General features: G+C 71.0%; 13 protein-coding genes. 10 read left to right on the top strand and 3 right to left on the bottom strand.

The features are described from left to right. Position 1 precedes the first annotated feature (1 nt). Positions 2–889 carry a hypothetical protein gene (locus I2W78_RS16540; RefSeq protein WP_196460728.1) on the bottom strand — a complete coding sequence of 296 codons (888 nt, stop codon included), beginning with the start codon at positions 887–889 and terminating at the stop codon, positions 2–4. 83 nt (positions 890–972) lie between these two features. On the opposite strand from I2W78_RS16540, the gene I2W78_RS16535 reads away from it, so the two are divergent. The 4 genes from I2W78_RS16535 (at position 973) to ilvD (ending at position 5,499) form a co-directional block, all read left to right on the top strand. Continuing rightward, the gene (locus I2W78_RS16535; RefSeq protein WP_196460727.1) at positions 973–1,926 is read left to right on the top strand and encodes a Ppx/GppA phosphatase family protein; all 954 of its coding nucleotides are present in this window, start codon (positions 973–975) and stop codon (positions 1,924–1,926) included. Positions 1,927–2,102: 176 nt separating this feature from the next. Beyond that, on the top strand, positions 2,103–2,927 hold the full coding sequence (locus I2W78_RS16530) for a sugar phosphate isomerase/epimerase family protein (RefSeq protein WP_196460726.1): 825 nt from the start codon (positions 2,103–2,105) through the stop codon (positions 2,925–2,927). Next, positions 2,924–3,529: a TetR/AcrR family transcriptional regulator gene (locus I2W78_RS16525; RefSeq protein ID WP_196460725.1), complete on the top strand. Its 606-nt coding sequence runs from the start codon at positions 2,924–2,926 to the stop codon at positions 3,527–3,529. Before I2W78_RS16530 ends, I2W78_RS16525 begins: the two co-directional genes overlap by 4 nt. Before the next feature lie 116 nt (positions 3,530–3,645). Then, positions 3,646–5,499: a dihydroxy-acid dehydratase gene (gene ilvD / locus I2W78_RS16520; protein WP_196460724.1), complete on the top strand. Its 1,854-nt coding sequence runs from the start codon at positions 3,646–3,648 to the stop codon at positions 5,497–5,499. A 377-nt stretch (positions 5,500–5,876) separates the two neighbouring features. Here the strand turns inward: ilvD and I2W78_RS16515 are convergent, their stop codons facing one another. Beyond that, a complete protein-coding gene (locus tag I2W78_RS16515; protein WP_196460723.1) occupies positions 5,877–8,078 on the bottom strand; it encodes a protein kinase domain-containing protein in 2,202 nt (733 codons plus the stop codon). 230 nt (positions 8,079–8,308) lie between these two features. Between I2W78_RS16515 and I2W78_RS16510 the strand changes: the two genes are divergently transcribed. The 6 genes from I2W78_RS16510 to proC all read left to right on the top strand — a co-directional run bounded on the left by I2W78_RS16510 (position 8,309) and on the right by proC (position 12,866). Then, on the top strand, positions 8,309–8,641 hold the full coding sequence (locus I2W78_RS16510) for an SH3 domain-containing protein (protein WP_230886274.1): 333 nt from the start codon (positions 8,309–8,311) through the stop codon (positions 8,639–8,641). Positions 8,642–8,685: 44 nt separating this feature from the next. Beyond that, positions 8,686–9,189, top strand: coding sequence for an EamA/RhaT family transporter (locus tag I2W78_RS16505; protein ID WP_196460719.1), 504 nt, complete (start codon positions 8,686–8,688; stop codon positions 9,187–9,189). 106 nt (positions 9,190–9,295) lie between these two features. Next, complete coding sequence (locus I2W78_RS16500) at positions 9,296–10,093, top strand: class I SAM-dependent methyltransferase (protein ID WP_196460717.1); 798 nt, start codon at positions 9,296–9,298, stop codon at positions 10,091–10,093. 256 nt (positions 10,094–10,349) lie between these two features. Beyond that, positions 10,350–11,171 (top strand): ABC transporter ATP-binding protein, encoded by an 822-nt coding sequence (locus tag I2W78_RS16495; protein ID WP_196460715.1) that lies wholly within the window; start codon positions 10,350–10,352, stop codon positions 11,169–11,171. Further along, on the top strand, positions 11,168–11,947 hold the full coding sequence (locus tag I2W78_RS16490; protein WP_196460713.1) for an ABC transporter permease: 780 nt from the start codon (positions 11,168–11,170) through the stop codon (positions 11,945–11,947). Before I2W78_RS16495 ends, I2W78_RS16490 begins: the two co-directional genes overlap by 4 nt. A 106-nt stretch (positions 11,948–12,053) precedes the next feature. Continuing rightward, a complete protein-coding gene (gene proC / locus I2W78_RS16485; RefSeq protein ID WP_196460711.1) occupies positions 12,054–12,866 on the top strand; it encodes a pyrroline-5-carboxylate reductase in 813 nt (270 codons plus the stop codon). 52 nt (positions 12,867–12,918) lie between these two features. Here proC and trpS read toward each other — a convergent pair whose 3' ends face one another. Continuing rightward, positions 12,919–13,965, bottom strand: a complete 1,047-nt coding sequence (gene trpS / locus I2W78_RS16480; RefSeq protein WP_196460709.1) for a tryptophan--tRNA ligase — start codon at positions 13,963–13,965, stop codon at positions 12,919–12,921. Positions 13,966–14,450: the final 485 nt, after the last annotated feature.

The raw sequence follows: 14,450 nt of genomic DNA, 5'->3' as shown, positions 1-14,450 counted from the left end.
GTCAGCCGCGTCCGTCCACCGGATCCGCCGGATGCGGTGCCAGCAGCGGCAGCTGCGACGCCAGCCGCTGCTCGCAGAGCTCGACCAGACGGTCGTACCCCGCCTTGCCCATCAGCTCGGTCAGCTCCGCCCGGTAGGACACGTACACCGGCTCGCCCGCGCCGTGCGCCGAGGTCGCCGACGTGCACCACCAGTGCAGGTCGTGGCCGCCCGGACCCCAGCCCCGACGGTCGTACTCACCGATCGAGATCTGCAGCACCCGCGTGTCGTCGGGCCGGTCGATCCAGTCGTACGTCCGCCGGATCGGCAGCTGCCAGCACACGTCCGGCTTGGTCTCCAGCGGCTCGCGGCCCTCCCGCACGGCGAGGATGTGCAGCGAGCAGCCCGCGCCGCCCGCGAAGCCCGGCCGGTTCTGGAAGATGCACGAGCCCTGGTAGGGCCGGGTCTGCCGGGAACCCTCGTCGTCCTTGGAGACCCAGCCGTTCCGGGTGCCCTCGCCGTGGTTCTGCCAGATCTCCGGCGTGAGCCTCGCCACATTCTCGGCGACCCGCCGCTCGTCGTCCTCGTCCGAGAAGTGGGCGCCCAGCGTGCAGCACCCGTCGTCCGCGCGGCCCGCCTGGATGCCCTGGCAGCCGCTGCCGAAGATGCAGTTCCAGCGAGAGGTGAGCCATGTCAGATCGCAGCGGAACATCTGCTCGTCGTCCGCCGGATCCGGGAACTCCACCCACGCGCGCGGGAAGTCGAGGCCCTTCTCGTCGGCTGCCGGCACGGCCAGGTCCTGCTTCGACTTCTTCGGTGCTTTCGCCTGCGAAGAACCCGGGGACGAACCCTTGGCCGATTCGGCCTTCTTGTCTGCCTTGTCGGTCTTCGCCTTTTTCGTCTTTGGCACCCGTCCAGGGTAAGTCGCCCGCGGCTGGTCCCGGGACAGCCTCGGGGGCGGTGCACAGCGCGGCTGGCAGTAGCGTTCCGTACATGAGACTCGGTGTCCTCGATGTGGGAAGCAACACGGTGCATCTGCTGGTGGTGGACGCACACCCCGGCGCGCGCCCGCTGCCCGCGCACTCGCACAAGGCAGAACTGCGCCTCGCTCAACTCCTCGACGAGGCCGGTGCCATCGGCCCCGAGGGGGTCGACAAGCTGATCGCCGTCATCCATGACGCGCTCCAGGCCGCCGAGGACAAGGGCGTCGAGGAACTCCTGCCGTTCGCCACCTCCGCCGTGCGCGAGGCCACCAACGCCGACGACGTCCTCGCGCGCGTGCAGCAAGAAACCGGTGTCGCCCTCCAGGTCGTCACCGGCCCCGAGGAGGCCCGGCTCACCTTCCTCGCCGCCCGCCGCTGGTTCGGCTGGTCGGCGGGCAAGCTGCTCGTCCTGGACATCGGCGGCGGCTCCCTGGAGATCGCCTACGGCATCGACGAGGAACCCGACGCGGCCGTCTCACTGCCGCTCGGCGCCGGCCGGCTCACCTCCGGCTGGCTGCCCGGCGACCCGCCCGCCACCGACGACATACGAGCCCTGCGCCGCCATGTCCGCGCCGAGATCGCGCGCACGGTGGGCGAGTTCACCCGCTTCGGCGCCCCCGACCACGTGGTCGCCACCTCCAAGACCTTCAAGCAGCTCGCCCGCATCAGCGGCGCCGCCCGCTCCGCCGAGGGCCTCTACGTCCAGCGCGAACTCAAGCGGCAGTCCCTGGAGGCCTGGGTCCCCCGACTCTCCGGCATGACCGCGGAGGAACGCGCCGACCTCCCCGGCGTCTCGGAGGCCCGCGCGGGCCAGCTCCTCGCGGGCGCGCTGGTCGCGGAGGCGGCGATGGACCTGTTCGGGGTGGAGACGCTGGAGATCTGCCCGTGGGCATTGCGGGAGGGGATCATTTTGCGTCGTCTGGATCACATGGGTTCGGACGACGATCTCGTGGGGCGGACTTGAAACGGGGCGCTGGGCATCGCCCCCAAGGGGCGCGGGCTGCATCGATATGCGGCTCCGCCGCGTGGGCGCGATCAGCCACAACGGATACCGCACCCGCCCCTGGCGAACGACCGGCAACGGCGAATAGGCGCCCACCAACGCCGGGCCACTCTCCAGACCCACGTAACCTTTCTTCCGTGGCAAACCCAGTCGTACGCGTCCCGGATGCGAAGGTCGCCCTCTCGACGGCCTCCGTCTATCCGGAGTCGACGGCGACGGCCTTCGAGATCGCCGCACGCCTCGGGTACGACGGCGTCGAGGTCATGGTGTGGAACGAACCCGTCAGCCAGGACATCGAGGCCCTGCGCCGGCTCAGCGACTTCCACCAGATCCCGATCCTCGCCGTACACGCTCCCTGCCTGCTCATCACGCAGCGCGTCTGGTCCACCGACCCCTGGGTCAAGCTCCAGCGCGCCCGGGCGGCCGCCGAGAAGCTCGGCGCGACCACGGTCGTCGTCCACCCTCCGTTCCGCTGGCAGCGCCAGTACGCGCGCGACTTCGTCGCCGGGATCTGGCGGATGGCGAACGAGACGGATGTGCGGTTCGCCGTCGAGAACATGTACCCCTGGCGCTACCGCGACCGCGAGATGCTCGCGTACGCCCCCGACTGGGACGTCACCAAGGACGACTACCGGCACTTCACGATCGATCTCAGCCACACCGCGACCGCCCGCACCGACGCCCTGCAGATGATCGACCGCATGGGCGACCGCCTCGGCCACGTCCACCTCGCCGACGGCGGCGGCTCCGGCAAGGACGAGCACCTGGTCCCCGGACGCGGCACCCAGCCCTGCGCCGAGCTGCTGGAACGTCTCGCCCTGAGCGGATTCGACGGCCATGTCGTCATCGAGGTCAACACCCGCCGCGCCATGTCCAGCGCCGAGCGCGAGGCCGACCTCGCCGAGGCCCTGGCCTTCACCCGGCTGCACCTGGCCTCCGCCGTGAAGGTGCCCCGGCGATGACCGGCGCGACCGCCCGCAGGCGCGGCAGACCCCCTCGTACGGAGTCCGCCGACACCCGCGACCGCATCCTCGCCGCGGCCCGCGAGGAGTTCTCCGAGCGGGGCTACGAGAAGACGTCCGTACGCGGCATCGCCAAGGCGGCGGGCGTGGACTCGGCGCTGGTGCACCACTACTTCGGCACCAAGGAACAGGTCTTCCAGGAGGCGCTGGAGGCGGTCTTCACGCCCGCGCTGAAGGCACCGGACGTGATCTTCGAAGGGCCGGCCGAGGAGGTCGGCGAGCGGTTCGCCCGGTTCCTGTTCGGCATCTGGGAGAACCCGGTCACCCGGACCCCGCTGCTCGCCGTCGTCCGCTCCGCCGTGACCAACGAGGTGGCCGCGGCCGTCTTCCGCCGCCTCGTCGCCGCCCAGCTGCTGCGCCGGGTCGCCTCGCGGCTCGGGCTGCCCGACGCCGAGCTGCGTGCCGAGCTCGCGGCCGCCCAGCTGGTCGGGGTGGCGATCATGCGGTACGTGATCAAGTTGGAGCCGCTGGCCTCGGCCGACGTGGAAGTGATCATCAGGCGCGTCGCACCGGTCGTACAGGGACACCTGACCGGGCCCTGACGAGCGCGGGCATATCACCCTGAGACACACATCCCGCATTCCGGACACTGTGTCCATCCCTTGGAGCACGGGCGTAGGCTCGTAGAAGTCAGATTTCTCCGAAGGAGCGAGCGACTATGCCCGAGCTGAGGTCCCGCACAGTCACCCACGGCCGCAACATGGCGGGCGCCCGCGCCCTTATGCGCGCCTCCGGTGTACCCGGTGCGGACATCGGCCGGAAGCCGATCATCGCGGTGGCGAACTCCTTCACCGAGTTCGTGCCCGGTCACACCCACCTCCAGCCCGTCGGCCGGATCGTCAGCGAGGCGATCAAGGAGGCCGGGGGCATCCCGCGCGAGTTCAACACCATCGCCGTCGACGACGGCATCGCGATGGGCCACGGCGGCATGCTGTACAGCCTGCCCTCCCGCGACCTGATCGCGGACAGCGTGGAGTACATGGTCGAGGCCCACTGCGCCGACGCCCTGGTCTGCATCTCCAACTGCGACAAGATCACCCCGGGCATGCTGAACGCAGCGCTCCGCCTCAACATCCCCACGGTCTTCGTCTCCGGCGGCCCGATGGAGTCCGGCCGCGCCACGCTCGTCGACGGCACGGTCCGCACGCTCGACCTGGTCGACGCGATCTCCGACGCCGTGAACGACAAGATCTCGGACGAGGACATCCTCCGTATCGAGGAGAACGCCTGTCCGACCTGCGGCTCCTGCTCCGGCATGTTCACCGCCAACTCGATGAACTGCCTGACCGAGGCCATCGGCCTCTCCCTGCCCGGCAACGGCTCGGTCCTCGCCACCCACACCGCGCGCAAGCAGCTCTACGTCGACGCCGCCCGCACGGTCATGGACCTCACCCGGCGCTACTACGAGCAGGACGACGACACGGTCCTGCCCCGCTCCATCGCCACCTTCGCGGCCTTCGAGAACGCGATGGCCCTGGACATCGCGATGGGCGGCTCCACCAACACGATCCTGCACCTGCTGGCCGCCGCCCAGGAGGCCGAGGTGCCCTTCGGACTGGAGCAGATCGACGCCGTCTCGCGCCGCGTGCCGTGCCTGGCGAAGGTCGCGCCCAACGTCGCCAAGGACCGCACGTACTACATGGAGGACGTGCACCGCGCCGGCGGCATCCCCGCCCTGCTCGGCGAACTGCACCGCGGTGGCCTGCTCAACGAGGACGTGCACGCCGTCCACAGCCCCTCGCTCGCCGACTGGCTGAAGACCTGGGACGTCCGCGGCGGCTCGCCCTCCGCCGAGGCGGTGGAACTGTGGCACGCGGCCCCCGGCTGCGTCCGCTCCGCCGAGGCCTTCTCCCAGTCCGAGCGCTGGGAGGCGCTGGACGAGGACGCCGAGGGCGGCTGCATCCGCTCGGTCGAACACGCGTACTCGCAGGACGGTGGCCTGGCGGTTCTCAAGGGCAACCTCGCCGTCGACGGCTGCGTGGTGAAGACGGCCGGTGTCGACGAGTCGATCTGGACCTTCGAGGGCCCGGCGGTCGTCTGCGAGTCGCAGGAGGAGGCCGTCGAGAAGATCCTCAACAAACAGGTGACGGACGGCGACGTCGTCGTCATCCGCTACGAGGGCCCCAAGGGCGGCCCCGGTATGCAGGAGATGCTCTACCCGACGTCCTTCCTCAAGGGCCGTGGCCTCGGCAAGACCTGCGCGCTGATCACCGACGGCCGTTTCTCCGGCGGCACGTCGGGTCTGTCGATCGGCCACGCGTCCCCCGAGGCGGCATCCGGCGGCACCATCGCGCTCGTCGAGGACGGCGACCGCATCCGCATCGACATCCCGAACCGCTCGATCGAGCTGCTCGTCGACGATGCGGAACTGGCGCGCCGGGAGGAAGCGTTGAACGGGGCGTACGCCCCGAAGAACCGCGACCGCAAGGTGTCCGCCGCGCTGCGCGCGTACGCGGCGATGGCGACCAGCGCGGACAAGGGCGCGGTGCGGGACGTCAGCAAGCTGGGCTGAGGCCGACAGCCGGGCCGGGCTCGGGCTGGGGTGGGCCTCAGCGACAGGGTTGGGGTCGGCCTCAGCGACAGGGTCGGGGTCCGCCTCAGCGACAGGGCTGAGGCACGCGGGCGACTGGGCTGAGGCATGCGAGCGACTGGGGCCGCCTGTGACGGGTGCGGCCCCTTTCGCGTGTCAGGGGCTTGGTGCTCGGGGTGCCTTGAGGGTCGGGGCTGTTGGGGCGGCCGGCCGGGGGCGGCTCTTGAAGGCCCGGGTTCGGCGCGCGGGGCTTGGGGGCCAGGCGTTGGGCGTGCGGGTTCGTCGGTGGCCTGAGGCTCGGCGCGTTTCACCGCGCGGCCGGTACGCCGCCGTATCCGCACCGCCGGAACGCCCTCACCTCACCACCCCGCCACACGGCCCCCGTCCACCGCGAACAACACCCCGTCCGGCGCCCCCGCGAACACCTTCCCGTCCGCCGCCACCGGCAACGGCAGCCCCGACACCACCGCCCCCCGGGCCGCCCCCGGCCGCGCGTCCGTCTGCCCCGCCAGCGCCCCCTTCACGGCGTCGACGGCGACGAGGCGCCCGTCCCCGGCGCTGAAGTACAGCCGTTTCCCGGACACGACCGGCGCCGACGGGAAACTGACGGACGTCTCCAGCCGCCACCGCTGCTCCGACGTCCCGGTGTCCACCGCCGTCAGCGCACCGTCGGCCCCCAGCAGATACACCGTCTCCTGCGCCACGACCGCCTGCGCCCCCGCCACCGGGAAGCGCAGGGCGATCCGGCGCTGGTCGCCGTGCGTGGCGTCGTACCGCACGACGGCGTCCGTGTCCGCGTACGCCGCGGACGTCGACGTGAACCACAGCACGCCGTCCCGCGCGCCCACCAGACTCAGCGCCCCCGCCAGCCGCCGCTGCCACCGCACGGCACCGGTCTCCGGGTCCACGGCGGTGACGCTCGTCCCGGCGCCGTCCGCGTTCACGGCGTACGCGGCCCGCCCGCCGTACGACTGGAACACCGGCTGGGTGAGCCCGGCGACCTTGTGCCGCCACTTCCGTTCGCCGGTGGCCGCGTCCAGCGCGGTGACCGTGGAGTCGGGGCCGGTGAGCAGGACGACCCCGCCGACGTGCGCGATCCGGCCGTCGTAGCGGGCGATGTCGTGGGTCCAGCGGGTCCCGCCGGTCGCCGGGTCGAGCACGACGAGACGCCGGCCGCCCTCGGAGACGACGTGCAGCAGGCCGCCCGCGAGCACGGGCGGCTGAACGTTTCCGTCCGCGCGCTCCTTCGAGCCCGCCCGCGCCCACTTCACCGCCCCGTCGAGGGAATCGACGGCGGCGGCCAGAACACCCGGGCGCGTGCAGTACAGCGTGCCGCCCCCGTACGCGCACTGCGGCATCCCGCTCGCCTCGACGCCTCGCGCGCTCAGCTCGACGTCCCAGGCCCGGAACCGCTGGGCCTGCTCCTGCCCGGCGGGCGCCGCGGTCCCACCGGTCCCGGCCAGCACGAGGCCCCCGGCCCCGAGCGCGAGCACGGCCGCCCCCGCGGCGACCGCCAACCACCGTTGCCGCCGCTGGGGCCGGCTCTTCGGCGGTACGTTTGAGGCGGCCGCGTCCGTCCCTCCGGCGGCCGGGGCGGCGGGCACCCGGCGCCGGTGGGTGGGCTGGTCGCCGGTCGCGGGCTTGCCGGCGGGCTCGCCAAGACGCTCGCCGACGGGTTCGAACGACTGCTCGCCCGTGCGCTGTTCGGGGATGAAGGCCTGGGTGTCGTACGACGCCGACAGCGACCGCAGCTCCGCCATCAGCTCGTCCGGGGTGGGTCGGTCCTCCGGCTCCTTGGCCAGACAACGGGCGACAAGCGGCACGAGTTCCTGCGGCACGCCTGTCAAGTCCGCCTCTTCATGGACGACCTGATACGCCACCAGGTACGGGCTGTCGGAGTCGAACGGCCCGCTGCCCGTCGCAGCGTGCACGATGACCGAACCGAGCGCGAACACGTCGGCGGCCGGCCCGACATCCCGCGGCCTGCGGAACTGCTCCGGCGCCATGAACGGCGGCGTGCCGATCAGCTTGCCGGTCTCGGTGCGCAGTTCGCTGTCCGAGGGCCGGGAAATGCCGAAGTCGATGACCTTCGGTCCGTCCTCGGCGAGCAGCACATTGCTGGGCTTGAGGTCACGGTGCACCACCCCGGCCCGATGGATGTCCCGCAACGCCTCCGCCAGCCCCGCCATCAACTGCCGCAGCCGGGCAGCAGGCAGGGCACCGTTCCGCTTCACGTACTCGGAGAGGGTCGGCCCGGGGATGAACAGCGTCGCCATCCACGGCCGCCCGGCATCCGGATCGGCGTCGACGACGGGCGCGGTGAACGCACCGCTGACCCGCCGGGCCGCCCCGACCTCCTGCCGGAACCGCCCCCGGAACTCGGGGTCTTGCGCGAACTCCGCGTGCACGACCTTCACGGCAAGCCGCAGTCCCGAGGCCGACCGCGCCAGATGGACCACGCCCATGCCGCCGGACCCGAGCTGCGCCTCCAGCAGATACTGTCCGGCGTACCGCTGCGATTCCGCTTCCGCATCCGTATCGGTGTTGCGCCATGGCGGCATCTCTCACCCCCGGATGTCCGTCCGCACGCGCGACGCGCTGAGCCTAGTCGATGCTGCGTGCGAAACCCCTGTGGCTTGCTAGCCTCGGTGCGCCACATGATTTTGGCGTGAACCGTTCACAGGCATCCAAACGGGGGGAGGCCGACATGGCCACGGAGAACATCGAGATCGCGGGCCCGGGCGAGCCGGAGACGGCGACAACAGCGATCGCCGAGCCTGACACGCAGACGCTGAACGCCACGGCGGAAACCGTGCCGACGGAGGCCGCGGCCGAGGCGGAGACGCTCAGTGCCACGGCGGCCGCCGCGCCGCGAGTCCGCGCCTACCCGGTCGCCCCCGGCGTCCGGCTCAACGTCCGCAGCGGCCCCGGCACCGACTACCGCATCGTCCGCGTCCTGCCCGAGGGCGCCACCGTCCCGATCTACTGCCAGCGTCCCGGCGACACCGTCACCGGCCCCTACGGCACCACCGACATCTGGGACTGCATCGCCAACTCCCAGTACGTCTCCGACGCCTACGTCAGGACCGGCAGCGACGGCTATGTCGCCCCGCGCTGCTCCTGACCACGGCATGGGGCCCGTCGCGCACCGGGAGCCATAATCGAACCGTGAGCGACAACCAGAACGGCACCCCGGACCTGCCCACGGGCGGCGGGCCCCGCCCCGAACCTCTCCGCTTCTTCGGCACCACCTGGGTCGACCACGACCACGGCTACACCGCCCGCCGCATCGCCGCGTCCGTCGGCTCCCTGGCCGCGGCCGCCGCCGCCTGCCTGCTGCTCCGCTTCGCCTACGAGGGCATCCAGCTCGCCCAGACGGGCAGCTTCGTCCCGCTTCTGGTCGTCGTCATGTTCGCGGTCTGCAGCTCCCTCGCCTTCCGGCACACCTGGGAGGGCTTCACCAAGCGCCCCGACCCCGACCGCCAGTCCTCCCTCCGAGGCCTCCTCGCCGTCGGCTTCGTCGGCTCCCTCCTCGCCTACTTCTTCCGCTCCCTCATCGAGGCCCCCGGCGAAAAACTCCACCGCGAGGAGTACGAAACGGCCCTCCAGGACCACAAGAAACGCACCACCCGCCGCACCGGCAACCCGGCCAAGAGACGCCGCCGCACCTGAGGAGACGCGGGCGCTCACTGGGGGGCGGGACAGGGGTAGGACAGGGGTAGACCGCCGTCCCGCAAAACCTCTGTCACCCTCGCCCCACCCCCGCCACGATGTCCCCGTGCCCACCTCAACGACGCCCCCGCCGCATCCCCCCTCCCACTCCTCCCGCGCTCACTCCTTCAACGCCGTCGCAGCCCAGTACGCCGCGAACCGCCCCTCCTATCCGCCCGCCCTCTTCGACACCATCGAGGAACTGGCCGGGCGGCCCCTCGCCGGTGCGCGGGTGGTGGACGTCGGTGCCGGTACGGGCATAGCCACCGCCCTGCTGCACGGCCGGGGCGCCGACGTGGTGGCGGTCGAGCCCGGGGACGGCATGTCCGCCCACTTCCACCGCACCCGCCCCGGCATCCCGATCGTCCGCGGCGACGGCAACGCCCTCCCGCTCGTCGACGCCTGCGCGGACTTCATCACCTACGCACAGGCCTGGCACTGGACCGACCCCAACCGCGCGCTCCTGGAGGCCTTCCGCGTGCTACGGCCGGGCGGCGCACTGGCACTGTGGTGGAACCGCGACGCGGAGGGCGTCCCCTGGCTCGAAGCCCAGGCGGAACGAATCAAGCGGCACTACGGCGACCCACTCGCGGTCCAGCCGGACACCCCGGACTCCGGCACGGACTCCTCCGAGCGCGCTGTCCCGGCCCCGGACTACGCCCGCCGAGCCGTCCGCTGGAGCCGCCGCGTCCCGCTCGACACCCACCTCGCCAACCTCGGCAGCCACTCGATCCTGCTGGTCAACGGCACGGAACGCAGCGCCGCCTTCCTCGCCGAGGAGCGACGCCATCTCCTCCAGGTCTTCCCCGACGGCCTCGTCGAAGAGGTCTACGACGTGGAACTCCTGCTCGCCATGGCCCCCTGACCGTCCCGACACCCCCTCCAGGGCCGCCGGACAGGCATGCTCCGCCGCACCCGGCGGCCCCACGGCAACGCGTCCGGCCCGCGAAATCAGCTGCAGAAAGCGGAAGTTGACCGCGCCGCACCCTAATCCCGGCGAACCCGGATAGCGGAAGCGCAACCGGAACCCACGCCCGGATCACCCCCATGCACCTGCATGGGCAGCGCGACCACAACCACCCCACTTGACGCCCCAAGATCCCAGGAGGATTATTCATCGCATGATGAATTATGCCGCCGGCCCACCCGACACGGGCAGGCAAACCGGAACCGGAACCACCCAGACCGCCGCCATCCGTGCCGAGGGCCTCACCGTCGTCCGCGGCCCCCGCACAGTCCTGCGCGCACTGAACTTCACCGTCCCGCGCGGCCAGATCACCGGCCTCCTCGGCCCCTCCGGCTGCGGCAAGTCCACCCTCATGCGCGCCATCGTCGGCACCCAGGCCAAAGTCACCGGCACCCTCGACGTCCTCGGCCACCCCGCCGGCCACCGCACCCTGCGCACGCGCATCGGCTACGTCACCCAGGCCCCCTCCGTCTACGACGACCTCACCATCCGCCAGAACCTCGACTACTTCGCCGCGATACTCGACCCCGGCCGCACCGCCGCCGACCGCCGCCGCGACGTCGACCGCGCCCTCACCGACGTCGACCTCACCAGTCACGCCGACGCCCTCGCGGGCAACCTCTCCGGCGGCCAGCGCAGCCGTGTCTCCCTCGCCGTCGCCCTCCTCGGCACCCCCGAACTCCTGGTTCTCGACGAACCCACCGTCGGCCTCGACCCCGTCCTCCGCCGAGACCTGTGGAACCTCTTCCACGCCATCGCCGCCGACCGCGGCGCCACCCTCCTCATCTCCTCCCACGTCATGGACGAGGCCGAGCGCTGCCACCGCCTCCTCCTGATGCGCGAGGGCGAAATCCTCGCCGACGACACCCCGGACGCCCTGCGCGCCTCGACCGGCGCCGAGACGGTCGAGGCCGCGTTCCTGCACCTCGTGGACGAGGCGAGCGCCGCGGCCCGCACCAAGGAGACGACCCGATGACCACGACGACGGCGACGACCCCCGCCCCCACCAGCGCCCTCAACGCATCCCGCACCGCCGCGACCGCCGCGCGGGTCCTGCGCCAACTCCGCCACGACCCGCGCACCATCGCGCTGATGATCCTCATCCCCTGCCTGATGCTGATCCTGCTGCGCTACGTCTTCGACGGCAGCCCGCGCACCTTCGACAACATCGGCGCGTCCCTGCTGGGCATCTTCCCGCTGATCACGATGTTCCTGGTGACCTCCATCGCCACCCTGCGCGAACGCACCTCGGGCACCCTCGAACGCCTCCTCGCCATGCCCCTCGGCAAGGGCGACGTCATCGCCGGCTACGCCCTCGCCTTCGGCACACTCGCGATCATCCAGTCCGCCCTCGCCACAGGTCTCGCCCTCTGGCTCCTCGGCCTCGACGTCACCGGCTCCCCCTGGCTGCTCCTGCTGGTGGCCCTGCTCGACGCGCTCCTCGGCACAGCCCTCGGTCTCTTCGTCTCTGCCTTCGCGGCCTCGGAATTCCAGGCGGTGCAGTTCATGCCGGCAGTGATCTTCCCCCAGCTCCTCCTCTGCGGCCTCTTCACCCCGCGCGACAACATGCACCCCGTGCTCGAAGCCATCTCCAACGTCCTCCCCATGTCCTACGCCGTCGACGGCATGAACGAAGTCCTCAAGCACACCGACATGACGGCCAACTTCATCCGCGACGCCCTGATCGTCGCGGGCTGCGCCCTCCTGGTCCTCACCCTCGGCGCGGCGACGCTACGACGCCGAACCGCATGACCCCCGTGGGCGAGCCACATCCCGCCCACCGGACAAACAAGCCCGTCACCTGCACCCGGTGCGAGGATGAATCCGGACGACGCAACCCCCCGGAGGGCCCCGCACCATGACTCAGAAAGTCGCAGTCCTCGGCACCGGCAAGATCGGCGAAGCCCTGCTCAGCGGAATGATCCGCGCCGGCTGGACCCCCGCCGATCTCCTGGTCACCGCCCGCCGCCCGGAGCGGGCCGAGGAACTCCGCACCCGTTACGGAGTCACCCCGGTCACCAACCCGGAAGCCGCGAAGACCGCCGACACCCTGATCCTCACGGTCAAACCGCAGGACATGGGCACCCTCCTCGAGGAACTCGCCCCTCACGTCCCCGCCGACCGCCTGGTCATCAGCGGCATGGCAGGCATCACGACCGCCTCCCTCGAAGCACGCCTCGCCACCGGCACCCCGGTCGTCCGCGTCATGACGAACACCCCCGCCCTCGTCGACGAGGCCATGTCCGTCATCTCCGCCGGCACCCACGCCAGCGAGGCCGACCTCGCCCACGCCGAGGAGATCTTCGGTGCCGTCGGCAAGACGCTCCGCGTCCCCGAGTCCCAGCAGGACGCCTGCACCGCACTCTCCGGCTCTGGCCCGGCGTACTTCTTCTACCTGGTCGAAGCCATGACCGACGCCGGCATCCTGCTCGGCCTGCCCCGCGACAAGGCCCACGACCTCATCGTCCAGTCCGCGATCGGCGCGGCCACCATGCTCCGTGACAGCGGCGAACACCCGGTCAAGCTCCGCGAGAACGTCACGTCCCCCGCCGGCACCACCATCAACGCCATCCGCGAACTCGAGAACCACGGCGTACGAGCCGCCCTCATCGCCGCCCTCGAAGCCGCCCGCGACCGCAGCCGCGAACTCGCCTCCGGCAAGAACAACTGACCCACACCTGCCCCGGGGAAGGAGGGGCGGGTGACCACCGCCCCTCCCATGCCTACCGAGCGGCGTTCAGCACGGCACCCGTATCAACGCCTGCACCCCCGGAAGCAGCCGGTAGCAAACCGATCGCGCGATAGGCGGCATCCACGACCGGCCGGGCCATCGCCCGCGCCCTCTCCGCACCATCCCGCAGCACCCCCTCCACATAGCCAGGATCCGCGCACAACTCCTTGTGCCTCTCCTGCACGGGCCTCAAGACCTCGACCACGGCCTCTGCGGTGTCCTTCTTCAAGGCGCCGTACGACTCATATACACCGCTCAGGTCCGATGGGTTCCCACCTGTGCACGCCGCCAGAATCTCCAGCAGATTCGCGACCCCGGGCCGCCCCTTCCGGTCGTACACGACCTCCCGCCCGCTGTCGGTCACCGCCCGCATCACCTTCTTGCGCACCACGTCCGGCTCATCGAGCAGATAGACGATCCCCGGCCCGGCATCGTCGCTCTTCCCCATCTTCGACGTCGGCTCCTGCAGATTCATCACCCGCGCGGCCACCCCCGGATGCGTGGCCCGAGGCACCACGAACGTATGTCCGTACCGTTGGTTGAACCGCACCGCCAGATCCCGCGTCAGCTCCACATGCTGCGACTGGTCATCCCCCACAGGCACCTCATCGGTCCCATACGCCAGGATGTCCGCCGCCATCAGCACGGGATACGTCAGCAGCGACAGCCGCACACTCCCACCCCGCGCCTGCTCCCGCGCGGCCTTCTCCTTGTACTGGATCATCCGCCGCATCTCGCCGTCGGTCGCCACGCACTCCAGCAGGTACGACAGCCGCGCGTGCTCATCGACGTGACTCTGTACGAAGACGGTGCACCGCTCCGGATCCAGCCCCGCCGCCAGCAACAACGTCGCCGCCTGCCGACTCAGCCTGCGCACCCGCGCCGGATCGTGCTCCACGGTCAGCGCATGCAGATCGACGATGCAGAACAGCGCATCCGCCTGGCGCTGGTCGACCTCCACCCACCGCCGCATGGCCCCGAGGTAGTTCCCCAGCGTCAGATGCCCGGTCGGCTTGACCCCACTGAAGACCCGCGTCATCTCTCCACCTCCTGATCGAGGCCACCGCACCCGGCCGGCCGACCCTCTCGGAGGGAGATACGAGAACGGCCGCCGAGGCGGCGGCCGTTGAGTGCATACGTGAGTACGGCCGCCGTCAGGCGGCCCACCACAGCTGGGTACACGTACGCGTAGTCACGTCCTCAGGGTACGCCCCCGGGGTGCGGTCAGGGACCCGAGTTGACACGCCCCACCTCGATACGTACTGTTCTCCGAGTTGTCCGACGTGAGCGCCGACTCCGGTCGGTCCCCGGACAGCCATTCCGCGAGTAGCAACCACTCCCGACGAGCAGTCGATACGTCGCTCTGCTGTCGTGTCATTGGTATGCCTATTTTCGGAATGAGGAATCCGCGTTCGAAAGGACGCAGCCCCCGATTAGCTCGGGAGCGAGGAATCCGCTAAAGTCTCACTCGTCGGAACGGCCCGAGGGCCGGGAAGACAAACCCCGCTGACTGGGGATCAGGTC

Origin of the sequence: Streptomyces spinoverrucosus, from assembly GCF_015712165.1 — a bacterium.
Lineage (GTDB): Bacteria > Actinomycetota > Actinomycetes > Streptomycetales > Streptomycetaceae > Streptomyces > Streptomyces spinoverrucosus_A.
The sequence above is the reverse complement of the archived record's forward strand: the minus strand, read 5'-3'. Positions and strand labels throughout refer to the sequence as shown.